The following is a 21,246-nucleotide window of genomic DNA, read 5'->3' on the forward strand; positions in this document are numbered from 1 at the left end:
CTTCACCCTTTCTTATGCAGTTTAATGCGCGGGTCTAAGAGACCGTAGGCCAAGTCGACCAAAAACAGCATGATGATCAGAATGACGCTGTAAAAAACGGTCGTTCCCATAATCACGGGATAGTCCCGCTGATTAATGCTTTCCACAAAATATTTTCCCATTCCCGGAATGGCAAAGATTTTTTCAATGACAAAGCTTCCTGTTAAGATGCTGGCGACGAGTGTGCCCAGGACGGTAATGACGGGCATGAGTGCATTTCTGAGTGCGTGTTTCACAATAATTTTGAACGGGGAAAGCCCTTTTGCTTTTGCTGTGCGGATATAATCCTGAGTCAGAACTTCGACCATGCTTGACCGTGTCAGCCTGGCAATGATCGCCATTGGCCCTACAGCAAGCGCTGCGGTCGGAAGCACCATATGAATCGGGCTCGTCCATGTGGCAGCAGGAAATAGTTTGAGATTGACTGCAAATTGCTGGATGAGCAATGTTGCGAGAATAAAATTCGGGATGGAGATGCCAAGTACCGCAAGACTCATCGCAGCGTAGTCCAAAAAGCCATTACGGCGGAGCGCAGCGATTACGCCCAGTACCAGCCCAGAAATCACAGCAATGACAATCGCCGTCATTCCAAGCTCAAAGGAAACGGGAAATCCGCGTTCCAGCATGTCATTTACGCTGTCGGATGGTTTTTTTATTGAAGGTCCAAAATCGAATGTAATGATGGATTTTAGGTAGATGATGTATTGGAAAATGAGAGGATCGTCTAAGTGATAGTAGGCTTCGAGATTTTTTTGAACGGCTTCATTTGTGCCTCTCTCCTCGTTAAAAGGAGATCCGGGAATGACCTTCATGAGAACAAAAGTCAGGGTGGTAATCACCAAAATCGTAGCTGCCATTGCCCAAAAACGCTTTATCATGTATCGTGCCAAAGCCTAAAACACCCCTTTAGCAGAATGATGTCCGCATCGCAAGCTCAGTCATGACAAGCATCGCCTGATAGGCTTCAAGCATGTCCTTCGCCTGAAATTGAACGGTTGTGGTTCCCGTTTTGATTTCCGTTCCCGGCATCAGATTCGCCCATTCTGCCTGGCCGTAATTGGCGAATTCAATGCTCAGAACCGGCCTGTCAGGCGGTGTAAGCGGTTTGACCTTGTCCTTGTTTTGCAGGGCAAATGCGGTTTTTTCTGTCAACAGCCGTCCGGCTTTCGCAGGCGACAAGCACTTCACTGCAGATCTTGAAATCGTTTGTTTGACCGCGGCTGTCGTCACGTTTGGAATGAGCTCTTCCGCTTCCTTAGCCGCCCGGTCATCCCCGGCCACCATTAATACAGGGACATCATAATAACCGGCAACGTATGCATTTAGCCCAAGCTCACCGACAGGCCGATCGTTTATGTAAAAATGACGGACACCGAAAATCATGCTGTGTGACATGACACCGGGAGTCGAGGCTCTCGCATGATAACCAAGGAACAAAGCGCCTGTAAACGTATCATCCAGTCCCTCAACCATAGAAAATGGTTTGACGTCACCGGAAATCAAATCTGCTTCAGGGTGAAGCTTTTCAACCATCAGATTATTCATCTTCGAATGACTGTCATTGACCAGCACCTCGGTACACCCGCTGTTAAATGCTTCGGCAATACAGTAGTTTGCTTCTTCAGTCATAATGAGCCGCCCGCGTTCATAATTACGCTTGCCGGAATCCACAAAGGTATCGTCCGGAAGACCCGAAATACCTTCCATATCTACTGACAGGTACAATTTCATAAAGCTCCTCCTTTTTTACTAAATTATGAATATTCTAACAAATTATATTAAAAAAAGAGGAAAAATGCAATATAACTGGGGAAAATCTCGACCATTCAGTGATAAAAAAGAATCCTCTTGCAAGGATTCATGTCTGTTTTTCTGTCTGTTCTGTAAGCAGTTCATATTTTTTCAGCGTTCTTTCAAACACTTGATCAAAAACGTCCGGCACAGAGGCGCGTATCACCTCAGCTCCCTCTCCCGTTATTCCGCCTTTCGTTGCAACACGTTCCAGCGTTTCCTTGAAAGACATATTTTTTTCGATCAGCAGCTTACCAGTTCCGTATAGTGAATGAATCAGAAAATCAAAGGCTTCTTCTTTGGACAGGCTGCTGTTTCTGACGGCAGACAGTGCCAATTCTTCAAAGATTGCAGCTATGAATCCCGGTGCCGAGCTCGTTAAATTGCTGGCCGCATCAACATTTGATTCTTTGATTTCTCGTACACGGCTGAAAACCGATAACAATTCATTTAGATGCTCTTTCTTCTCCGCAGCCAGTGCTTCACTGTGAACGACAAGTGAGATGCCGGCTTCTGCTTCGGACGTAATGGCAGGAATAACGCGTGAGATACCCGCTTCTGTTTCCGCCTCCAAAAGACGCAGCGGCACACCGGCAGCTATGGATACGATGTGAGTATTTCTGTTCACATACGGGTGCAGACGGCGCATTGTTTCGATGACATGGAGCGGCGGGACGCATATCAAAATCAATTGGCATGTATTTGCCCAATTCTCCAGCGAATCAGCCGATACGTTTGGGTAATCTGACATGAGTACCTGCAGCCGCTCCCCCTTCGTTCTCGTTTCAATAAATAGTTCATTCTCTTTTATTTGTCCATGCTTTAACAGCTGTCTGGCGATCATATCCGCCATGCTGCCATAGCCAATCAATCCAATCTGTTCCATCGACTCAGTCCTTTCATATACAATAAGAAGTGTACCGTTTTCCGCACTTTTTCACAATTTCCCATAATCTTTTCATTTTTATCCCACAGTTTTTGTTTATGATAAACTCAAGTCATAAACCTATCATAAATAGTAATGTGAAAATAGAGAAACGGAGTGAACATAATGGATAACTATCGTGATGAAAACAGAACGGAAGGTAATGAGAATGAGGTCTTTTTAACAAAAGAGAACGATCAGAGCACCTCCTACTCAGCACGCAATGTCATTCATGATCAGGAGAAGAAAAAACGAGGGTTCGGATGGTTCAGGCCGTTGCTTGGCGGAGTGATCGGCGGCAGTCTCGCCCTTGGCATTTACACGTTTACACCGCTTGGCGACCATGATTCTCAGGACACTGCAAAACAATCATCCAGCCAGCAGCAAACGCAATCTGTTACTGCTAAAAGCACGTCCTCTGAATCTAAAAAAAGCTCATCAAGCTCAAGCAGCTCATCTGCATTCAAGAGCGAGGACTCTTCTAAAATCTCAGATATGGTAGAAGACCTTTCACCAGCAATAGTCGGCATTACAAATCTTCAGGCACAATCAAACAGCTCTTTGTTCGGCTCTGGCTCATCCAGTTCCAGCTCTGATTCCAGCGAAGACACAGAAAGCGGTTCAGGGTCTGGTGTCATTTTCAAAAAAGAGAATGGCAAGGCTTATATCATTACAAATAACCACGTCGTAGAAGGAGCATCTTCACTGAAGGTATCTTTATATGACGGCACTGAAGTGACAGCAAAGCTGGTAGGCAGTGACTCGTTAACTGATTTAGCTGTCCTCCAAATCAGTGAGGATCATGTCACAAAAGTGGCAAACTTCGGAAATTCATCTGATCTCAGAACAGGCGATACCGTTATTGCGATTGGGGACCCGCTTGGAAAAGACCTGTCCCGCACGGTAACACAAGGAATTGTAAGCGGCGTGGACAGGACGGTTTCAATGTCTACTTCAGCCGGCGAAACGAGCATTAACGTCATTCAGACAGACGCAGCAATTAACCCAGGTAACAGCGGCGGCCCTTTGTTAAATACAGACGGCAAAATTGTCGGCATTAACAGTATGAAAATCAGTGAGGATGATGTTGAGGGTATCGGATTTGCCATTCCAAGCAATGACGTAAAACCGATTGCTGAAGAATTGCTGTCGAAAGGGCAAATTGAACGTCCATATATCGGTGTCAGCATGCTTGATCTAGAACAAGTGCCGCAAAACTACCAAGAAGGCACACTCGGCCTGTTCGGCAGCCAGCTGAATAAAGGTGTTTACATCCGTGAGGTCGCTTCAGGCTCTCCTGCTGAAAAGGCTGGATTAAAAGCGGAGGATATTATCATCGGCCTAAAAGGTAAAGAAACCGATACAGGCAGTGAATTGCGCAATATCTTATATAAAGACGCAAAAATCGGTGATACCGTTGAAGTGAAAATTCTCAGAAACGGCAAAGAAATGACGAAAAAAATTAAACTCGATCAAAAAGAAGAGAAAACTTCGTAAGAGATAAAGCCTCAGGCCGCAAAATTCGGCCTGAGGCTTTTTTAATAGACAAAGACCTAACTGCTCTATGAAACTTTCTGGCGAGATATCCGTATATCATACAGACTGACATCGTTCGCATCAAGATGCTAGAAACATCGTTTGCTAGGAGGTATAAACATGAAAACCGCGGGATTGAGTATGATCTGCGCAGGATTAGCTTTTCTTTTGCTGAGCTTTCTGCTCTCTGAATCGACATTGGCATGGGGAGTTGTACTGGGTGCCAGTATTCTATTAAACGTCACTGGTACAGCAGTGATCATGCGTTTCTTAAAAGCCCCCCAATATAATAGCTGACATGCGGCAAAGCCTAAGACGAAAACGGTTAGGCTTTGCCGTTTTTCTTTCAGCGTGAGTGAACCGAAGTGCAAGCCCGAAATCTCTTCCGCCTTCTCTTATTCCATATATCTATTCGTATTTTTCACTTTGATCGGCAGAACATAAAAAACCCCTGTCCGTTAAGAACAGAGGTTTTAAGGTTATGACATGTGCTGGTCTCTATAGAGTCTTTTATTTTCAATCCCGTACGATTTCTGTACGATGTAAAGCGGCCGGTCTTTGGCTTCATCATAGATTCTGCCGATATATTCGCCGATCATGCCGAGAATCAGAAGGACAATGCCGCTGAACAGGAGCTGAATCACAATAAGTGATGACCAGCCGGTAATCGTGCTGTCTGTGAACAGCTTCAAATACAGTACGATAAACATATACAGAAATCCTGCGCCTGACATTAAGACCCCGACATAGCTTGCCAGCTTCAGCGGTTTATGTGAAAATGTTGTAATGCCGTCCATTGAAAGCTTCAGCATTTTCTTAAGCGGGTATTTCGTTTCTCCAGCAAGCCTTTCATCACGTACATACTCAACTGCCGTTTGTTTGAAGCCTACCCAGCTGACGAGTCCTCGGACAAAAGGGTTTTTTTCCTTTAATTTTTTCATTTCATCACAGACTTTTCTGTCCATGAGGCGGAAATCCCCGGTATCAATCGGGATATCAATATCTGTCATGCTGCTGAGAAGCCGGTAAAACATAGCTGCAGTCTGTTTTTTGAAAAAGGTTTCCCCTTTTCGTTTTGTACGTACGGCGTATACGACCTCATAGCCTTCCTTCCACTTTTCAATCATGTCTAAAATTAACTCAGGAGGGTCCTGCAAATCGGCGTCAATGACGGCGATGGCATTCCCCTGTGCATAATCCATACCCGCTGTAATCGCGATCTGGTGCCCAAAATTCCTTGAAAAGTCTATAATCTTTACTCTCGGATCGATCAGGCTGTACTCTCTTAAAATCTCAACACTGCGATCTTTGCTGCCATCATTGACGAAAAGCAGCTCGTAGTTTTCCTTCGTTTGATCCATGACCTCTTTTAAGCGCTGATAGGTTTCATGAATGACAAGCTCTTCGTTATACACAGGTACAACAATTGAATATTGAATATGTCTGCTCATGTTTTTTCCTCCTATTCATCAGCATTTAGTTCGTATAACGTTGCTGACTGGTTCATTCCGCCAGGTCCGCCGCCCATTTTGCCGGTTTGGCCTGAAGCCTTGCTGTTGCTTGATGTATCAGCTGCAGTATCTTCTTGATCAGAACTTGATTGCCATTTTTCTGATGCTACTTCTTTTCCATTTTTCTCAACCCATTCGACAATGTCATTGTTTCCGCCTTTCCCCATTCCTGAAGCCAAGAAGTATTTCACTTTTCCTTCTTTTACGAGCTTTTTAAATTGAGTCAGCGTGATCGCCGGGTCAGAACCGCTGTATCCGCCAATAGCCATGACAGCTTTTTTCGTTTTAATGATATATGGCGCCGCTGTGTTCGAATCGGTTGTGGCGAATAGGTATTCAGCTCCGGCGTTATTCTCCTCTAGATATTTGATCAGTTTTTCATTTACAGTCGCATCAGACATTCCCATGCCTTTTCCGCTCATTGATGCGAGCTGAGGGCCTGTTTCAGGCAGTGAACTGTTGCCACCGTACAATAGCGGTGTGCTTGCCCAATATATCGGCATCACCAGCAATGCGAGAAGAGCTGCAAGCGAAGTATAATAACTGATCGGTTTTTGGCGCTGTTTGAACAGCAGCAAAGCAATCGCTGACAACACGCCGATAACCCCTACCCCGATACTCCATCCAACACCGATTTGATCGTTGTAGTTTCTGAGAATAAACAATTCAAATCCAGTTGTCGCAATGATTGCGCCTGGCAGAAGCCATGATTTCCAGCCTGTCTGATTGCGGTACAGATGAACAAGGGCAACCCACCCCGCACCGACAAGAGCCGCAATCGGCGGTGCCAGCATGATGAGATAATAATGATGGAAAAATTCTGCGACACTGAAGAATCCGGCAATCGGTACAAGCCACGCTACCCAGAACACCGTTTCCTTCTGCTCTATAGATAATCTTCTTCTTTCTCTCGCGCCAGCGATCAGTAAGCCTGCGATTCCAAAAATCGCAAATGGCAGAAGCCAGCTGATTTGATCAGATAACTCTGTTTGGAAAAGCCGCAGTGGACCAGGTGTTCCCGTTCCAAACATCCCTGAACCTGATTGCATTTTTGAGCCGGTTCCTGTTCCGCCTTTCCCTCCGTCTCCGCCAGGTCCTCCTTGGCCGCCATCTCCGCCGCTTGGAGGGCCTCCTTGACCGCCGTTTGGCATTTCTCCTCCGCTTGGCATTTGGCCATTGGATGGAGGAGCCGTCATATTTCCATTTGAGGATTTGTCATCACTTGATGACTGATTAGGCGGTGCTTGAGTGTTATCAGAAGAAGACATTTCTTTTGAAGCGTCTTTGTTTGGCGCACCCTGGCCGCTGCCGGAATTTTGGCCTGTCAGCCGCTGGATTCCGTTATAACCAAAAGCCAATTCCAGCACAGAGTTGGTTTGGCTGCTTCCGATATAAGGCCGCTTGCTTGCAGGGATATTGTCAACAATGAGCGGCCACGATAACGAAACGGCTGCTAATACGGCTAACGCACTTACCAGCGAAATGATTTTTTTCTTCATCGTAGCGTTTGCCGCAATCAAATAGAATAATAAGAAAGCCGGTAAAATCATGTAAGCCTGCAGCATTTTTGTATTGAAACCTACTCCAACAACGAAAAACGCTGCTAACAGCCAGATCAGCTTTCCTTTTCTGATTGCTTTAAAGAGAAGCCATGTAGCAAGCAATAAGAAAAATACCAGTAATGCATCAACATTGTTTGTACGTGCTACAGCTACAGCAATCGGTGTACATGCCATGATGAAAGAGGCAATTCTTGCTGCCGTCTTACCGAATGTCGGTTTTATTAACAGATACATTAAAAGGACAGAACCTACACCAGCAAGTGCCTGAGGCAGGATGACGCTCCACCCGTGCATACCGAATATAAGTGCGCTGATGGTTTGTATCTGGAACGTAATAGGCGGTTTATCAACCGTTATAAACCCCGCCGCGTCGAATGAGGCATAGAAAAAATTATGAAAGCTTTGCATCATACTTGTGACTGCAGCGGTGTAATAAGGATTCACCGTATCATCATTCCAGATGTTATAGATATTTAAGAATGCAGATGCGAGCAAAATGAGGATGAGGACGATATCCAGCTCGCGTTTTTTCTTTTCCACGTGTTTTTCACTCCTTTTTGTCTAACTTGGAAATAGTGTAACAAGCAAATATGAATAAACTATTAATAAACAAAGACAATATTTTTGCCGAGGCCATTTCATGCCAATCATCCTAGATACAGCTGATCTCAAGCCATTTCTCCCAACCGTAATCTGATATTTCATTCCAATGGGTGATGCTGTTTTACCAAAATAAAAAAGCCCTCCGGCGGCGCCGGAAGGCAAATGAATCACAATTTATTGGATCGGTTTCAATTTCGCTTCAATTTCAGCTCTTCGATGCTCAAGATATGGCGGAAGAGCGATCGTTTGGCCAAGCTCATCAAGATTTTCATCTACCATAAAGCCCGGTCCGTCTGTTGATAATTCGAACAAAATGCCGTTCGGTTCTCTGAAATACAGCGCCTTGAAATAGTAGCGCTCAACAATGCCAGAATTGCTAAAGCCTTCCCGGCTGATGATCTGATGCCACCCGGCAAGTTCTTCTTCATCTCTTACCCGAAATGCGACGTGGTGAACACTTCCTTTACCTTGGCGCTCGCGCGGAAGATCGTTTCTTTCTATTAAATGGATTTCCGTTGCCGCACCGCCTTCACCTGATTCCAAAATAACAGCGGTTCCTTGTCCTCCAACTGGTTCACGGCTGATTTCTGTAAATCCAAGAATATTCGTCAGCACGTGTAAGGTTGGTTCGGCATATGGCACAGTCAGTTCAACCGGCCCTAATCCGCGAAACGAAAATTCTTCCGGAATGCCGCTCTGTTTAACAGGCAGGCCATATCCTTTTCCTTTCTCATCAGCAGTCAGCACAAGCCGCTGCCCTTCATGATCTTGGAATGCCAATATGTCACGTCCGGCTCTTTTTGAGATGCCGCTGTGCGCCACTTCGTGCTCTTCAAAACGTTCTTTCCAGTAATGCAGAGCTTCTGTACTTGGGACGCGCAACCCAATAGAAGAAATACTGTTTGTTCCCGCATGAAATGGTGCAATGCGGGGAATCTCGAAAAACGTCAGCTCAGTTCCCGGATTTGCCACTTCATCTCCGTAGAACAGATGATACATTGTTGGTTCATCCTGGTTGACGGATTTTTTGACGAGCTTTAATCCTAATACTTTCTTATAGAAATCCAAGTTTTTTTGTGCGTCGGCCGTTAATGCCGATACATGGTGAATGCCGTTGACTTTCATATGCTGTCCCTCCAGGTCATTTTATCTCGATTTCGAGATATCATATCATAGTTATCTATTTATTGTTCTAATAACAAGGTATTTTATTCGCAAGGGAAAGTCAACATATCAGCTTCACCGACGGTTCGTTCATTTTCTGACTTCTGCCTCTCCTCTGACCCGTCTAAAATTCCTCAGCAGAAAACACGAACTTTACAAAAAGAAATAATGCGATTCATTCGTTTATAGATTGTTAAACGAGGCGTTTCCACCGTTTTTTCAACTGCAAGAAAAGCAAATATCGAAAATCAGAAAATTTATTTTATTTCACTTTTCTAAAATAGGGTTTACAATATGAAAAAAAAGATTCTTCATCATGAAGCTTCAACACCATAGGAGGTTACGGACATGCATACTGAAGACAACGGTTTGAAAAAAGAGATAGGCCTCTTGTTTGCCCTTACTCTTGTCATCGGAACCATTATCGGCTCTGGTGTTTTTATGAAGCCCGGCGCTGTGCTTGCTTATTCAGGTGATTCAAAAACCGCGCTTTTCGCCTGGCTGTTAGGCGGGATTTTAACGTTGGCAGGCGGTTTGACAATCGCGGAAATCGGAACGCAGATTCCAAAAACCGGCGGGCTTTATACGTACCTTGAAGAAGTGTATGGCGAATTTTGGGGATTTTTGTGCGGCTGGGTGCAGATTATCATTTACGGTCCGGCGATTATAGCCGCGCTGGGCTTATATTTTGGCTCTTTAATGGCGAATCTTTTCGGCTGGGGATCTGGATTGTCAAAAGCAATCGGAATTATAGCAGTTCTCTTTTTATGCGTCATTAATATAATCGGTACAAAATACGGCGGCTTTGTCCAAACGCTGACAACGATCGGTAAACTGATTCCGATTGCATGCATCATCATCTTCGGCCTTTGGAAAGGTGATCAGCACATCTTCACAGCAGTAAACGAAAGTATTTCCGATATGAACTTCGGAGCGGCCATTTTGGCTACACTATTTGCGTACGACGGATGGATTCTTCTGGCCGCTCTAGGCGGAGAAATGAAAAATCCCGAAAAGCTGCTGCCACGCGCAATGACAGGCGGATTATTAATCGTAACAGCCATCTATATTTTCATTAACTTTGCATTGCTTCACATCCTGTCTGCGAACGAAATTGTCACACTTGGCGAAAATGCGACAAGCACTGCTGCCACCATGCTGTTCGGTTCAATTGGCGGAAAGCTGATCAGTGTCGGAATTATCGTCAGCATCTTTGGATGTTTAAATGGAAAAGTACTTTCTTTTCCGCGTGTTTCATTTGCAATGGCAGAACGCAAACAGCTTCCATTTGCTGATAAGCTTTCACATGTACACCCGACATTCCGCACACCATGGATCGCGATTTCCTTCCAGATTGCTTTGGCTTTGATTATGATGCTGATCAGCAACCCGGATAAGCTCTCTGAAATCTCTATTTTTATGATCTACATTTTTTATGTGATGGCCTTTTTTGCGGTGTTTATTCTCCGCAAGCGAACAAAGGGAGAAAAGCGCGCTTACAGTGTTCCGCTTTATCCATTCATGCCGATTTTGGCCATCGCAGGCTCCTTCTTTGTATTAGGCAGCACACTCATTACAGATACAATGAGCTGCGGATTATCCATCCTCATCGGCCTTGCCGGACTGCCTGTTTATTACTGGATGAAAAAACGAAAAGCAAGCTGATAAAACGGTTCCCTTGTTTAGGGAACCGTTTTTTGGTGAAACAGAAGATAAAAGTTGACAGGAAAAACACAACTTTTGATATACTTTTTACGTTAAGCAGAAAGATTTTGCAAACTTGGGTCGGTTTTTTGAATCGAAGTAGGTCAAAATAAGGGGACATGATTTGCAGAAAAAGTCAAGCCGTGTTTTTTTCGACTTTACCTGTTTTTTTTCGACAAAAGGCTATATAATAATTTGATGTGTGCATTGTCTCATTCAAACTATGGAGGGTTTTTAATGATAAGAAGAAAAAAAGATAAGTTCTCACTCCTTTTAACAGAAATTGCAAAGAACATAGACGAAACTGCCGAATATTTTGTGAATTTTAAGGTCACAAACCAAACGACGCTTAAAGAATTCGCAGATACGTTAAAGGAATATGAAACAAAAGGTGACAATCATGTTCATGTCATGATTAAAGAGCTTAACAAAGCGTTCATCACTCCTATTGAACGCGAAGATATCCTTCAGCTGACAAACAGCCTGGATGATGTGCTTGACGGAATCGAACATTTCTCTGCCATGATGGAGATTTTCTCAATTACCTCATCTGACGAGCATATCGATAAATTCAGCGGATACATCAGAGAATGTGCGAAAGAAATTTTAATTACAATTGAACTGCTGGCAGAAAACCGGTTAAAGGATATTCAGCCTCACGCTATCAAAATTAAAGAGTATGAGCACAGCTGTGACAACCTGCACAGAAAATCATTAAAGAATCTTTTCGGAAATGAAACAGATCCGATTAAAGTTATTCAATATCGTGAAATTTATGAAACGCTTGAAGAAATTGCCGACTCTTGCCAAAGTGTTGCCAATAATCTTGAAACCATCATTATGAAAAACGCGTAACGAGGGGTAAAAATGGATATTCTATTCATATTAACAATACTAATAGTCATTTGTGCTCTGGCGTTTGATTTCATCAATGGGTTTCATGATACGGCGAACGCTATTGCGACTTCGGTATCAACAAAAGCGCTGAAACCGCGCCATGCCATTATCATGGCGGCTGTAATGAATTTTATCGGAGCAATGACATTTACAGGTGTTGCCAAAACCATTACGAAAGACATTGTAGATCCTTATACTCTGGAAAATGGCTCTGTCGTAATTCTGGCCGCGCTAGTCGCTGCGATTGCCTGGAACCTTATCACATGGTACTACGGCATCCCAAGCAGCTCGTCCCATGCCATCATTGGAGCTATTGCCGGAGCAGCCGTTGCGGCAGCCGGATTTACTGCGTTAAATTATAAAGGCTTCATTAAAATCATTGAAGCATTGATCTTTTCACCGATTATCGCTTTTGTCCTTGGTTTTATTTTATACAGTATCGTCAAGCTGATTTTCAAAGACAGCAATTTGGCGAAAACAAACAAGCAATTCCGCAGAGTGCAGATTGTAACAGCTGCCCTGCAATCGTATACGCACGGAACAAACGATGCGCAAAAAGCAATGGGAATTATCACAATGGCTCTCATCACAGCGAATTTACATACTTCTTCTAACGATATTCCTACCTGGGTGCAATTCGCCTGCGCGACAGCCATGGGTCTAGGAACATCAATCGGCGGCTGGAAAATCATCAAAACCGTTGGCGGAAAGATTATGAAAATTCGCCCGGTAAACGGGGTTTCCGCTGACTTAACCGGGGCAGCCATTATTTTCGGCGCTACATTTATTCATTTGCCGGTCAGTACAACCCACGTCATTTCTTCATCAATTCTTGGCGTCGGTGCGTCACACCGGGTAAAAGGCGTAAACTGGGGTACGGCCAAGCGAATGCTCATTACATGGGTCATTACGCTTCCGATTTCAGCGACACTTGGTGCCATCGCCTACTTTATTTTAAATATGATTTTTTAATGTCACACCGCTTCTGTCAAAGGAGCGGTTTTTTTGATGGAAGAGGAAAACCATCCGGATCTCTCGAATACAATAAGCAGAACCTATTTCAGATGTGAGGGAGTCGAGTATGGTTTTATTCTTTCAGATCATGGTCTGGTGCATTGTGGCTGGACTGGGGTTATACGTGTATGCCACGTGGCGTTTCGAAGCGAAGGTCAAAGAAAAAATGTCCGCCATCCGGAAAACATGGTATTTGCTGTTTGTTCTGGGCGCTATGGTATACTGGACATATGAGCCCACTTCCCTATTTACCCACTGGGATCGGTATCTCATTGTCGCAGTCAGCTTTGCTTTGATTGATGCTTTCATCTTCTTAAGTGCATACGTCAAAAAACTGGCTGGCAGCGAGCTTGAAACAGACACAAGAGAAATTCTTGAAGAAAACAACGAAATGCTCCACATGTATCTCAATCGGCTGAAAACATACCAATACCTATTGAAAAACGAACCGATCCATGTTTATTATGGAAGTATAGATGCTTATGCTGAAGGCATTGATAAGCTGCTGAAAACCTATGCTGATAAAATGAACTTAACGGCTTCTCTTTGCCAATATTCGACACAGGCTGATAAAGACCGGTTAACCGAGCATATGGATGATCCGGCAGATGTACAAACACGGCTCGATCGAAAGGATGTTTATTACGACCAATACGGAAAAATGGTTCTCATCCCTTTTACCATCGAGACAAAGAACTATGTCATCAAGCTGACGTCTGACAGCATTGTCACGGAATTCGATTATTTGCTATTTACGTCATTAACAAGCATATATGATTTGGTGCTGCCAATTGAGGAGGAAGGTGAAGGATAATGGAACGTGCGTTTCAAAACGGATGCGAGCCCAGAGCGGCCAAACCGTTTAAAATCCTGAAAAAACGTTCAACCACCAGTGTCGCAAGCTATCAAGTCAGTCCGCACACAGCGAGAATCTTCAAAGAAAACGAACGGCTGATTGACGAGTATAAACGAAAAAAAGCATGATCACACTAAAAGGACAAGAGAAAACAGCTCTTGTCCTTATTCCTTTTCTTAATGGGTTACATATAATAAATACAAACAGAGGATAATGTCAGGTGATACAGTGAAAAAATTGGTGAGGCGTGTGAAGTTTGTTGATTACGGTAAGTTTGGGCTTTCCGGGTACTCGCTTCGGGTGAGGGAGCGCAGTGCAGGAATTTTAAAAAAGTTAAAGAAGAAAAAATAAATCCCGGAACCAGCTCCGGGATTTTTATGGTCTGTGATCAGCTTAATTGCGCTGCGATCTTGGCTTTCGTCGCAGGTCCGTAAATACCGTCAGCAGTCAGACCGTTAACAGACTGAAAACGTGCTACTGCGTCAGCTGTTTTCGGGCTGTAAATGCCGTCAATTCCGTTGTTGACAGCGCCTTTATCAGGGTAAAAATACAGAGCCGCAAGTGCTCGTTGCACCTGAAAGACGTGTTCTCCTGAGGTATAAGGTGTTGTCAATTGAATGATACCATCAGGGAGCGGATAGAGCTCTGGTTCTTCAGCGGACGATGGCGCACTTACAATTAATACTTGACCAACCTGAATAAGATTCGGGTCTTCGATATTGTTCCACTCTTGCAGCTGAGCAACCGTAACACCGAATGCTCTCGCTATCGATGTGAGTGTGTCACCTTGTTTCACGACGTAAGTTTGGCTGCCGCCTCCCCCAATTCCTGCTTTGAACGAATCCCACGTATCTAACAATTTTCGCGGACATTCCTTCCCTGACCAATACTTATGAGGGACGACATTGGCAAGACTGATATTATGTTCAGCCATTAATGTTTTGATGAGCCACTGGGCATTTGCTGTTGCTTTTGCAAAATCTCCATCAGCATTTTCGCAAATTTCAATACCGATAGAAGCCCGGTTGCCGCTGCCATTTCCGTCTCCCGCATGCCAGCCGTTTTCATTCAAAGGCAGATGCTGATAAATTTCTGTATCATCAACTGTAAAATGCCAGCTTGTCGTCGTATCAGGATTTTTCAAATAGCGGGCATGGGCCGCAGCATCCGCCCCTACTGCAGTATTCGCTGTATTGTGCACCGTAATGTAAAGCGGCGTCATTGCGTAGCCTGGACGGTTATTTGCGCCAACCGGAATAAAGTCTTGGATAATGTTAACCATTTTCATCTCTCCTTATTTTGTCAGATTATTGTCTCTTAACAAGTCGCGCTGCTTTTTCCCTTTTTCTGTTACATAGTTGTTTTTAAACCAAGCGGCAAGTGTCGTTCCAATTGTAAAGGCAATGGAACCGGCTGAATAAAGAGCGTCAGCGAGCTGATTGACCTGCTCCTCCTGAATGTCCAATGGTGATTTGCCGAGCATCAACATGGTCTGGTTGATTAAAGCAATTAAAAGAAGCACCGTCCTGATGACCGTGCCTTTGTCAAACGTGTTCATAAAAATCCCCCTTTAATGCTGCAGCAGGCTGTACATAATGGCGATGGCTCCGCCAATGATGCCTGTAGAAACTGCTGTAATGATGGCACCTGTGATGGTGCGTTTGATCCACGTTGTGTTTTCTTCAATTTTGTTTAATTTTTCGTTCAGCGTCATGATTTGCTGGTCTTGACGGTCAGACACGCGTTCTAATGCGGAAACCCTCTGCTCAAGCGCTTTGTGCTCGCCTTTCATGTCTGCTAAATCCTGCTGAAACACATTCACATCTGCCTCTTGCTGCATTACTTACTCCTCCTTCACATGCAGATCACCTCCCTTCCGAGGGCCAAAACTGTTATGAAACAGCGGTCCCTTTTACCGAAAGAGTACCGCCGGTGACACTGACGATCTCCATGATGATCTCCTTAAACCCTTTAATATCAAAGGCCCACGCCTCAGCTTTTCCTAATGTACTCAATGCAGAGCTGGCATCATCAGTTTTCACGCCTCTGATCGGTAGTTTCTGTCCTGACACCGATTTTCCCAAAAATTTGACTTCGCTCATTTCCGCTGTGCCGTATACTTCAACGAGTAAATGCCCGGCACCGTCAACAGGTAAAGCAGCACCCTCGCCGGCGGACTCTGCATTTTCATGAAAGACAAAGTCAAATGTTTTGCGGGCCTCCACTTTCAACCGTCCATCGTGTATTTGATTCTCCTGAAAGTCAATCTGCAAAGGCGCTTTTCCACTGACACGCACATCCATTTCTCCCGCACCGACTGATTGGTATAAGATAAACTCTGATTGTTGAAGATTCCCGTTCACATAGCGGAAGCGGTAATAGCGTTTAGAAAGGTATACCCAGTCCGTCGCTGTCAGGACACCTGCTGCGACATTAACGGATGCTGTCGTCATCCAAACATTGTTGTTGTCACTTTCTTCTATAAAGAGCGTACCTTCACGATCTGCATACGCCCAGCCCTTCACTTTCGAAATCAGAACTGCGCCAAGCCTGTCCTGCCCGAGCTGACTGTATGCCTCAGTTGCCTTTAAGGAAGCATTTGTTAAAATCTCCGCTGCACCCGACAAATTCGAAACAGGTGTCACAAAATCATTTTTTCCTCCTCGATAGGGCTTTACAGCTCCGGCTTTTCCAGTCTTATCGAGAGGAAATTCATATTGATACTTCACCATTTTCATCCTCCTTTGATTTAAAAAAAGGCAAAATAAAAAAGCCTTTACATGGCTTTACCGGTAATTTCTTTATACTGATCAGCTGTGACCAGCTTTTTGTTCACACCTTCTGCAAGATCCTCAATAGAACAGTCTTCATATGCTAAGGCCTGTTTCACCATATCCGTTGTCGCCCACTCATAATAGAGGGCAAGCACCCAATAATTCATTCAGCATGATCTCCTTTCAAAGAAAGTATGGAAAGCTTTATATCTGCCAGCTCGCTTCCCAACGTTTTGTTCAACTCTTCAAGCTGCTTGCGCGCCAGCTTCTCCTGCGACAACTCCTGAGCGAGGAGCTCCACCTGATCGGGCGGATCGTACGGCGGGTTTTTTTGCAGCTCCTCCCACCAGGATTCGAGTTCTTTTTGCGTTGGGATGGGCGCGCGCAGGTTCCATTTTTCAATATAAGAACCATTACCGTCATTCCTCAGCTCAAAATCCTTTCTCGGCACAGCGTCAGGGTATTTGTACATGATTGCGTCGTATAAGATCATAAAGGTACCTCCTAAACTCTCGGATAATTTCTTCCGCCAAGCTCCAGAACATCAAAATAATTGAGAACTCCATTCGAATCTGTAACATATCGTGTTATATCCCCGGAATAACCAACATAAACATAAATTTCAACATAATCTCCTGCATCAAGCGGAACTGTAACAGATCCAGTAACAGTTGCATTAAACTCATTATCACTGTTATTGGAAGGGGTAGGCATTCTAAATTGATTCATTAATTTAAACTTTGTGCCGTTTACATAAACATATAATTCAAAATTGGAGTATCGTTCAGTATTCTCTATATATAAACTAGCACTGACTAGATGCATTCCTGCATGGCTGGCTACAAACCTATTGTTTTTTGTATCAAACAATTTATGGCTATCTTTTATAATACGGTTATATTTAATTTTGTTATTTTCTCCTTTAATCAGAGCTTGACGCCCAGTAGTCCCAATATTAGCATGAGCAAATCCTGATATCTTTTGCCACGCAGTCCAGCCTGAATCTGCCCACCAATGGCGGATCCAAGTTCCTACATGATCATAACTTCCACTAGTTGTGTCTGCATTTCCATAGAAATACTGAGTAAAGCGATAATTACTATGCTTTTCATTTTTTACAAATCCATAAGTGAGCGGGTATCCTGTGGTGTTATTGGCCCCTATGTCCATAAAAGTGATTCCGTATTTGTAATCATTCCCGCTTATTCTCGCATCTTGGATTGCATTTGATCCTGTTAGAACAGTTAACTTTTGATTTGTATAATTTGTTTCAACAAAGTTTTTAGCATCAGCTAAAGCTTTATCTGCTTTATTTTGTGAACCTTCTGAATTCTCTAATATATACCATCCTGAATAATCAGTACCATTAACTGCTACCCTTGTATAAAGTGTTTTCGTAGAGATGCTAAACCAATCTTGACGTGTAGCCCATTTATTTGCAGAGGGGTAGATAATTAATAAACCTGTTCTGTTATCATTTAACGGAAATTGATTTTGCAAAACTGGATTTGCATTCATGTAATTAGTGTCTAAACGATAAGTGCCAGGCGGAAGATTTAAATCATTTGCATCGGTTATTGAATTTAATGGTCTAGTAATAAAGGCAGTGCTGTTAGTATAATCTTTTGATTGGTTTAAAGCAGTATCAGCTTTTTTTTGCGCACCATCAGGTGTCTCCTGCTTAACATTCTCAACATTTCCGAGACCCACTTGTTGTTTAGTAACTGAATGAGGATTAGTTTTATCATTTTTATGAAGATCTAATTCTGATTGAACTCTATCTATAAAATCTGTTGTTGCAATTTGTTTCCATCCTCTAAATTCTCCATCAGTGTGAACCATTCCAATCCACATCATGCTTCCCCAACTTTGGTAAGCTACTATTGTTTTCCTTCCTGAACCGCCTTCTACAATATCGTAGTTATACCAAGCTGCATCGCCTTCCACCGGGTTGTTTACAACTGACTGACCAACTGCACAATAAAATCCAGAAGATAATGTAAGAATATCTGTACCGTCTTGGAGTTGTATTCTTTTACCGTCGTCTCCAGTAAGTTTAATTAGTTGGGCAGCATTCCATTTGTTTCTTTCCTCTTCAGATACATGAACTTTAGAATTGCTTAAATGAGCATCAAAATCTGCTTGTGAGGCTTGTTTCACATTTTCGACATTCCCAAGTCCAACCTGTGCTTTTGTTACTTGGTTAGGATTATCTCTTCGTGCAGCAAAACTATCTGTATAGGCTTTTGCGTTGGCTTCGGCTTGATCTGCCTTAATTTGAGCTTCACCTGGTGTTTCTTTTGCGTTCCAGTTTTCACGCTCTGTCGATGTAACATGCCGCACCTGATCTTGCTCATGCTTGTCAAAATCCTTCTTAGCCGCCTGCTGTACATTATCAACATTCCCCAGCCCGATTTGCGCCTTTGTTGTGTTGTGGGGGTTGTTCATGTCGTTTTTGTGGGCGGCCAGGTCTGTGTGGGCGTCTTTTATGCCTTTTTCCCAGCGGTTGACGTCGTCTTCGTTGATGGGGTCGTCCGGAAGCCAGTCTGTTTTTTCTTCGTATGCCATGTTTACACCACCTCAAAAGTAAATCTGAAATCGAGTGTTCTGTTTTCGCTGACGTCCAGGTCAATCTTTCTCTCTGTGATCACATTGCCCTGCTCGTCAAAAATTTGGACCGTTTCGATATGCTTAATGTCTTCCTCACGCTTTGTCAGGACGGTGACTGTTGCTCCGACAATGTTGAGTTCTACTATTTCTGTTTTTTGGCCGTTGAGCAGCACGTGATCAATTCTGCTTTTCAGATCTGCCGCTGTACGTTCTCTGTATATGGTTGAAATCAAGTTAAAACCACCTCATTGTTGTTAAGGGTGACAGAATAACCGACCTTCAGCTCACTGGCTGTTCGGTATCTGCGGTGATTCAGGATGACTGTGTCTTTGATTTGTAGCGTCTCGTTTAATCCGCCTCTGAGCGTATACGCCAAGTGAGCAGGCTTCATGTTTTCTATCGCTTCGATCAGCTCATTCATGTGCTGAAGGTCATCAACATTGATATCCACGTTAAAGCGGTATTCACCGGGGAGCAGACGGACCTGTGAAGACGGGTTTTTCAAGAAACGATTCACCGCCTGTTCAATGGCCTTGTAAGTGATTGGCGGGATGTTCGACATTTTGGAAATGAGCCGCAATCGTCTGATCTCATCTGTGTCGCCTGATTCACGCGGGACGTTTAAAATCTTTTCCCAGCGGCTGAGCCCCCATGTCGCCGTCGGCACGAATAGCTGATCCGTCAGATCAAATATGCTGTTATTCTGTTTATCAAACTCAGGCGCTTCCGCTTTCAGCAGCTCAGCCATTTCTTTAAGGCTAGTGAGAAACGGCGGCAGATAAGCTCTCATGTCATCTTGTTTGCTCAATAATCTTCACCTGCCCAAGCTTAGGAATTTCCACGTCGCTCAGCACCAGATTTTCAGACGTGCCGTTGATTTGAATATTGGAATAGTCACTGACTGACGGTGAATTATAGACGATGTTGTTAATTTGAGAAAGACGGATGACGTTGTCTTCAAACGCCATTTTCTTAAAGAGATTTAAGACGCCTTCCTCAATTTCCGACTTCACTTCATCAATTGAGTGATTGATCTCAGGCAGCACTTCGGCAGAAATCTCAACTTCCTTCCAGACCGCGCTTTCCACTGTGACTACGGCTCCGATTGGCGCCTGTCCCTCTCCCTGCCCTGGTTCAGGGTCGATATAATCTTTCACTTTTTGAATTAAAATTTGAGAAGCGGGCTCAAGATTCGCATTCGTGACGACAATTTTGACCGTGCCTTCACCGTTCCAAAGCGGGAAGATCTTTGCCTTCCCCACACCGTCCACTTCTTCAGCCCACTCCTTATAATGCATTTTATTGGCACTGACGGCCTCACGCCGAACCCTTGTAAAATACCGTTCCCGCAGGCTGTCATCTCCTTCTTCCTCGCGTCCCGGAATTAGGATTTCTTTGACAATGGCCGTTTCTAAACCGGGAATGGTATCCAATGATAGTAAATTGCGCCCGGTCAGATTCGCATTTCCCGCTTCACCAGGTGTTTCACAGATGAGCGTCCCGTCTGCCGTATATTGAAAATAAAGATTATCGACGTAAAAGCGGGAGCCGACAGGAATAGTAACTCCAGATGTAAACTCTCCCGCTCTGACCGCCTTTGTCGCGGCTGTCCTTTCAATTCCCGCTTCCGCTGCACGCCTGTCTAAAAATTCGCCTTGTGCGGTATCAGAAAAAACTAGCTCAAGCACAGTATCCAGCCATATATAAGACTTCGCAAGCTCGGCCGCCGCCGGGGCTAACGCATTATAAATGACGCTGCCTTCTCTTGTGTCAATATCTGCGGAAATGCTGTTCAGCATACGCTCCATAATCGCTTCAAAAGTCTGATCTTCAAACATCTTCGCCAATCACCTCCTCAATCTCAAGCGTTCCTTCATCCGTCTCCACCACGAAGGACACATGAAAAGCGTCGCCTTGTTTTTCAATCTCAAAATCTGTTACAGCCGATATCCGGTCATCATAAACCAGCGCTTCTTCTATCAGTCTCGGAATCTCCATCTTTTTATAGGCATCAGTCGTCTCATGATCTGTCAGCACGTCCTGAAGCTCATTTCCGACATTATGGCTGTATACGGAATACGCGTAGCGTTCTGTCTGTAAGGCGATATAGACGAATTGCCTGATCGCTTCAAGCCCGGTAATCAGCTCATTCGTAATTCTTCCATTTTCAAAATCTATTTTGTACGTTTGCGAGGTTTCAATGACTTCGCTCTCATCTTCAAAATCCTCAAACTCTACTTCTGGTGTCAGGGCCATGATG

Annotated in this window: 25 protein-coding genes and 1 pseudogene; 8 read left to right on the forward strand and 18 right to left on the reverse strand. The window is 44.1% G+C overall.

What is annotated here, in order from left to right; translation table 11 throughout:
- Positions 1-2: 2 nt before the first annotated feature.
- From dppB to proG, 3 genes are all read right to left on the reverse strand, one after another.
- Positions 3-929 (reverse strand): dipeptide ABC transporter permease DppB, encoded by a 927-nt coding sequence (gene dppB, locus NZD81_RS08680; protein WP_014663677.1) that lies wholly within the window; start codon positions 927-929, stop codon positions 3-5.
- A 16-nt stretch (positions 930-945) separates the two neighbouring features.
- On the reverse strand, positions 946-1,770 hold the full coding sequence (gene dppA / locus NZD81_RS08685) for a D-aminopeptidase DppA (RefSeq protein WP_040083350.1): 825 nt from the start codon (positions 1,768-1,770) through the stop codon (positions 946-948).
- A 127-nt stretch (positions 1,771-1,897) separates the two neighbouring features.
- Entirely contained in the window at positions 1,898-2,716 is an 819-nt protein-coding gene (gene proG, locus NZD81_RS08690) for a pyrroline-5-carboxylate reductase ProG (RefSeq protein WP_289860102.1), read from the reverse strand.
- A 165-nt stretch (positions 2,717-2,881) separates the two neighbouring features.
- Between proG and htrA the strand changes: the two genes are divergently transcribed.
- Positions 2,882-4,252, forward strand: a complete 1,371-nt coding sequence (gene htrA / locus NZD81_RS08695; protein WP_040083352.1) for a serine protease HtrA — start codon at positions 2,882-2,884, stop codon at positions 4,250-4,252.
- A gap of 159 nt (positions 4,253-4,411) precedes the next feature.
- Positions 4,412-4,588: a hypothetical protein gene (locus NZD81_RS08700; protein ID WP_052438167.1), complete on the forward strand. Its 177-nt coding sequence runs from the start codon at positions 4,412-4,414 to the stop codon at positions 4,586-4,588.
- 182 nt (positions 4,589-4,770) lie between these two features.
- Here NZD81_RS08700 and NZD81_RS08705 read toward each other — a convergent pair whose 3' ends face one another.
- From NZD81_RS08705 to NZD81_RS08720, 4 genes and pseudogenes are all read right to left on the reverse strand, one after another.
- On the reverse strand, positions 4,771-5,742 hold the full coding sequence (locus tag NZD81_RS08705) for a glycosyltransferase family 2 protein (protein WP_095431466.1): 972 nt from the start codon (positions 5,740-5,742) through the stop codon (positions 4,771-4,773).
- Positions 5,743-5,753: 11 nt separating this feature from the next.
- Positions 5,754-7,904, reverse strand: a complete 2,151-nt coding sequence (locus tag NZD81_RS08710) for a glycosyltransferase family 39 protein (protein ID WP_134975630.1) — start codon at positions 7,902-7,904, stop codon at positions 5,754-5,756.
- A 7-nt stretch (positions 7,905-7,911) separates the two neighbouring features.
- Positions 7,912-8,057 (reverse strand): annotated as a pseudogene (locus NZD81_RS08715) (hypothetical protein).
- An 84-nt stretch (positions 8,058-8,141) separates the two neighbouring features.
- A complete protein-coding gene (locus NZD81_RS08720; RefSeq protein ID WP_134975631.1) occupies positions 8,142-9,092 on the reverse strand; it encodes a ring-cleaving dioxygenase in 951 nt (316 codons plus the stop codon).
- A gap of 387 nt (positions 9,093-9,479) precedes the next feature.
- Here NZD81_RS08720 and steT point away from each other — a divergent pair, with 387 nt between their 5' ends.
- The 6 genes from steT to spoIISC all read left to right on the forward strand — a co-directional run bounded on the left by steT (position 9,480) and on the right by spoIISC (position 13,953).
- Positions 9,480-10,796 (forward strand): serine/threonine exchanger, encoded by a 1,317-nt coding sequence (steT, locus tag NZD81_RS08725; protein WP_014663668.1) that lies wholly within the window; start codon positions 9,480-9,482, stop codon positions 10,794-10,796.
- A gap of 276 nt (positions 10,797-11,072) precedes the next feature.
- Positions 11,073-11,690, forward strand: coding sequence for a DUF47 domain-containing protein (locus NZD81_RS08730; RefSeq protein ID WP_003218470.1), 618 nt, complete (start codon positions 11,073-11,075; stop codon positions 11,688-11,690).
- 12 nt (positions 11,691-11,702) lie between these two features.
- Positions 11,703-12,704, forward strand: coding sequence for an inorganic phosphate transporter (locus NZD81_RS08735; protein ID WP_014663667.1), 1,002 nt, complete (start codon positions 11,703-11,705; stop codon positions 12,702-12,704).
- 109 nt (positions 12,705-12,813) lie between these two features.
- On the forward strand, positions 12,814-13,560 hold the full coding sequence (gene spoIISA / locus NZD81_RS08740) for a toxin-antitoxin-antitoxin system toxin SpoIISA (protein WP_095431469.1): 747 nt from the start codon (positions 12,814-12,816) through the stop codon (positions 13,558-13,560).
- Positions 13,560-13,730: a three component toxin-antitoxin-antitoxin system antitoxin SpoIISB gene (spoIISB, locus tag NZD81_RS08745; RefSeq protein WP_003239095.1), complete on the forward strand. Its 171-nt coding sequence runs from the start codon at positions 13,560-13,562 to the stop codon at positions 13,728-13,730. The genes spoIISA and spoIISB overlap by 1 nt, the downstream gene beginning before the upstream one ends.
- 85 nt (positions 13,731-13,815) lie before the next feature.
- Positions 13,816-13,953, forward strand: a complete 138-nt coding sequence (gene spoIISC, locus NZD81_RS08750) for a three component toxin-antitoxin-antitoxin system antitoxin SpoIISC (protein ID WP_136654612.1) — start codon at positions 13,816-13,818, stop codon at positions 13,951-13,953.
- Positions 13,954-13,990: 37 nt separating this feature from the next.
- Here spoIISC and NZD81_RS08755 read toward each other — a convergent pair whose 3' ends face one another.
- Genes NZD81_RS08755 through NZD81_RS08805 form a run of 11 tightly spaced genes read right to left on the reverse strand, consistent with a single transcriptional unit; the run spans position 13,991 to position 21,242 of the window.
- Entirely contained in the window at positions 13,991-14,884 is an 894-nt protein-coding gene (locus NZD81_RS08755; RefSeq protein WP_040083358.1) for an N-acetylmuramoyl-L-alanine amidase, read from the reverse strand.
- Positions 14,885-14,896: 12 nt separating this feature from the next.
- Complete coding sequence (locus NZD81_RS08760; protein ID WP_003232653.1) at positions 14,897-15,160, reverse strand: phage holin; 264 nt, start codon at positions 15,158-15,160, stop codon at positions 14,897-14,899.
- A gap of 12 nt (positions 15,161-15,172) precedes the next feature.
- Positions 15,173-15,442, reverse strand: coding sequence for a hemolysin XhlA family protein (locus NZD81_RS08765; protein WP_003232655.1), 270 nt, complete (start codon positions 15,440-15,442; stop codon positions 15,173-15,175).
- Positions 15,443-15,494: 52 nt separating this feature from the next.
- Positions 15,495-16,334, reverse strand: a complete 840-nt coding sequence (gene xepA, locus NZD81_RS08770; RefSeq protein WP_289860128.1) for a phage-like element PBSX protein XepA — start codon at positions 16,332-16,334, stop codon at positions 15,495-15,497.
- 44 nt (positions 16,335-16,378) lie between these two features.
- Complete coding sequence (locus tag NZD81_RS08775; RefSeq protein ID WP_289860130.1) at positions 16,379-16,543, reverse strand: XkdX family protein; 165 nt, start codon at positions 16,541-16,543, stop codon at positions 16,379-16,381.
- A complete protein-coding gene (locus NZD81_RS08780; protein ID WP_289860132.1) occupies positions 16,540-16,869 on the reverse strand; it encodes an XkdW family protein in 330 nt (109 codons plus the stop codon). Before NZD81_RS08780 ends, NZD81_RS08775 begins: the two co-directional genes overlap by 4 nt.
- An 11-nt stretch (positions 16,870-16,880) precedes the next feature.
- On the reverse strand, positions 16,881-18,944 hold the full coding sequence (locus NZD81_RS08785) for a terminase (protein WP_289860133.1): 2,064 nt from the start codon (positions 18,942-18,944) through the stop codon (positions 16,881-16,883).
- A gap of 2 nt (positions 18,945-18,946) precedes the next feature.
- Positions 18,947-19,219 (reverse strand): hypothetical protein, encoded by a 273-nt coding sequence (locus NZD81_RS08790; RefSeq protein WP_289860134.1) that lies wholly within the window; start codon positions 19,217-19,219, stop codon positions 18,947-18,949.
- On the reverse strand, positions 19,216-19,794 hold the full coding sequence (locus NZD81_RS08795; RefSeq protein WP_134975638.1) for a YmfQ family protein: 579 nt from the start codon (positions 19,792-19,794) through the stop codon (positions 19,216-19,218). The genes NZD81_RS08790 and NZD81_RS08795 overlap by 4 nt, the downstream gene beginning before the upstream one ends.
- Positions 19,778-20,824, reverse strand: coding sequence for a baseplate J/gp47 family protein (locus NZD81_RS08800; RefSeq protein WP_015252271.1), 1,047 nt, complete (start codon positions 20,822-20,824; stop codon positions 19,778-19,780). Before NZD81_RS08800 ends, NZD81_RS08795 begins: the two co-directional genes overlap by 17 nt.
- A complete protein-coding gene (locus NZD81_RS08805) occupies positions 20,817-21,242 on the reverse strand; it encodes a DUF2634 domain-containing protein (protein ID WP_014663657.1) in 426 nt (141 codons plus the stop codon). The genes NZD81_RS08800 and NZD81_RS08805 overlap by 8 nt, the downstream gene beginning before the upstream one ends.
- Between the last annotated feature and the right edge of the window lie 4 nt (positions 21,243-21,246).

The organism is Bacillus sp. B.PNR1, from assembly GCF_030386235.1.
Classification (GTDB): Bacteria; Bacillota; Bacilli; order Bacillales; family Bacillaceae; genus Bacillus; species Bacillus stercoris.

Bases quoted from the DNA above. Each gene is read 5' to 3' on its own strand.
- dppA (WP_040083350.1), bottom strand. From the start codon at position 1,770: ATGAAATTGTACCTGTCAGTAGATATGGAAGGTATTTCGGGTCTTCCG.
- proG (WP_289860102.1), bottom strand. From the start codon at position 2,716: ATGGAACAGATTGGATTGATTGGCTATGGCAGCATGGCGGATATGATC.
- htrA (WP_040083352.1), top strand. From the start codon at position 2,882: ATGGATAACTATCGTGATGAAAACAGAACGGAAGGTAATGAGAATGAG.
- NZD81_RS08700 (WP_052438167.1), top strand. From the start codon at position 4,412: ATGAAAACCGCGGGATTGAGTATGATCTGCGCAGGATTAGCTTTTCTT.
- NZD81_RS08705 (WP_095431466.1), bottom strand. From the start codon at position 5,742: ATGAGCAGACATATTCAATATTCAATTGTTGTACCTGTGTATAACGAA.
- NZD81_RS08720 (WP_134975631.1), bottom strand. From the start codon at position 9,092: ATGAAAGTCAACGGCATTCACCATGTATCGGCATTAACGGCCGACGCA.
- steT (WP_014663668.1), top strand. From the start codon at position 9,480: ATGCATACTGAAGACAACGGTTTGAAAAAAGAGATAGGCCTCTTGTTT.
- NZD81_RS08730 (WP_003218470.1), top strand. From the start codon at position 11,073: ATGATAAGAAGAAAAAAAGATAAGTTCTCACTCCTTTTAACAGAAATT.
- NZD81_RS08735 (WP_014663667.1), top strand. From the start codon at position 11,703: ATGGATATTCTATTCATATTAACAATACTAATAGTCATTTGTGCTCTG.
- spoIISA (WP_095431469.1), top strand. From the start codon at position 12,814: ATGGTTTTATTCTTTCAGATCATGGTCTGGTGCATTGTGGCTGGACTG.
- spoIISB (WP_003239095.1), top strand. From the start codon at position 13,560: ATGGAACGTGCGTTTCAAAACGGATGCGAGCCCAGAGCGGCCAAACCG.
- spoIISC (WP_136654612.1), top strand. From the start codon at position 13,816: ATGTCAGGTGATACAGTGAAAAAATTGGTGAGGCGTGTGAAGTTTGTT.
- NZD81_RS08755 (WP_040083358.1), bottom strand. From the start codon at position 14,884: ATGGTTAACATTATCCAAGACTTTATTCCGGTTGGCGCAAATAACCGT.
- NZD81_RS08760 (WP_003232653.1), bottom strand. From the start codon at position 15,160: ATGAACACGTTTGACAAAGGCACGGTCATCAGGACGGTGCTTCTTTTA.
- NZD81_RS08765 (WP_003232655.1), bottom strand. From the start codon at position 15,442: ATGCAGCAAGAGGCAGATGTGAATGTGTTTCAGCAGGATTTAGCAGAC.
- xepA (WP_289860128.1), bottom strand. From the start codon at position 16,334: ATGGTGAAGTATCAATATGAATTTCCTCTCGATAAGACTGGAAAAGCC.
- NZD81_RS08775 (WP_289860130.1), bottom strand. From the start codon at position 16,543: ATGAATTATTGGGTGCTTGCCCTCTATTATGAGTGGGCGACAACGGAT.
- NZD81_RS08780 (WP_289860132.1), bottom strand. From the start codon at position 16,869: ATGATCTTATACGACGCAATCATGTACAAATACCCTGACGCTGTGCCG.
- NZD81_RS08785 (WP_289860133.1), bottom strand. From the start codon at position 18,944: ATGGCATACGAAGAAAAAACAGACTGGCTTCCGGACGACCCCATCAAC.
- NZD81_RS08800 (WP_015252271.1), bottom strand. From the start codon at position 20,824: ATGTTTGAAGATCAGACTTTTGAAGCGATTATGGAGCGTATGCTGAAC.
- NZD81_RS08805 (WP_014663657.1), bottom strand. From the start codon at position 21,242: ATGGCCCTGACACCAGAAGTAGAGTTTGAGGATTTTGAAGATGAGAGC.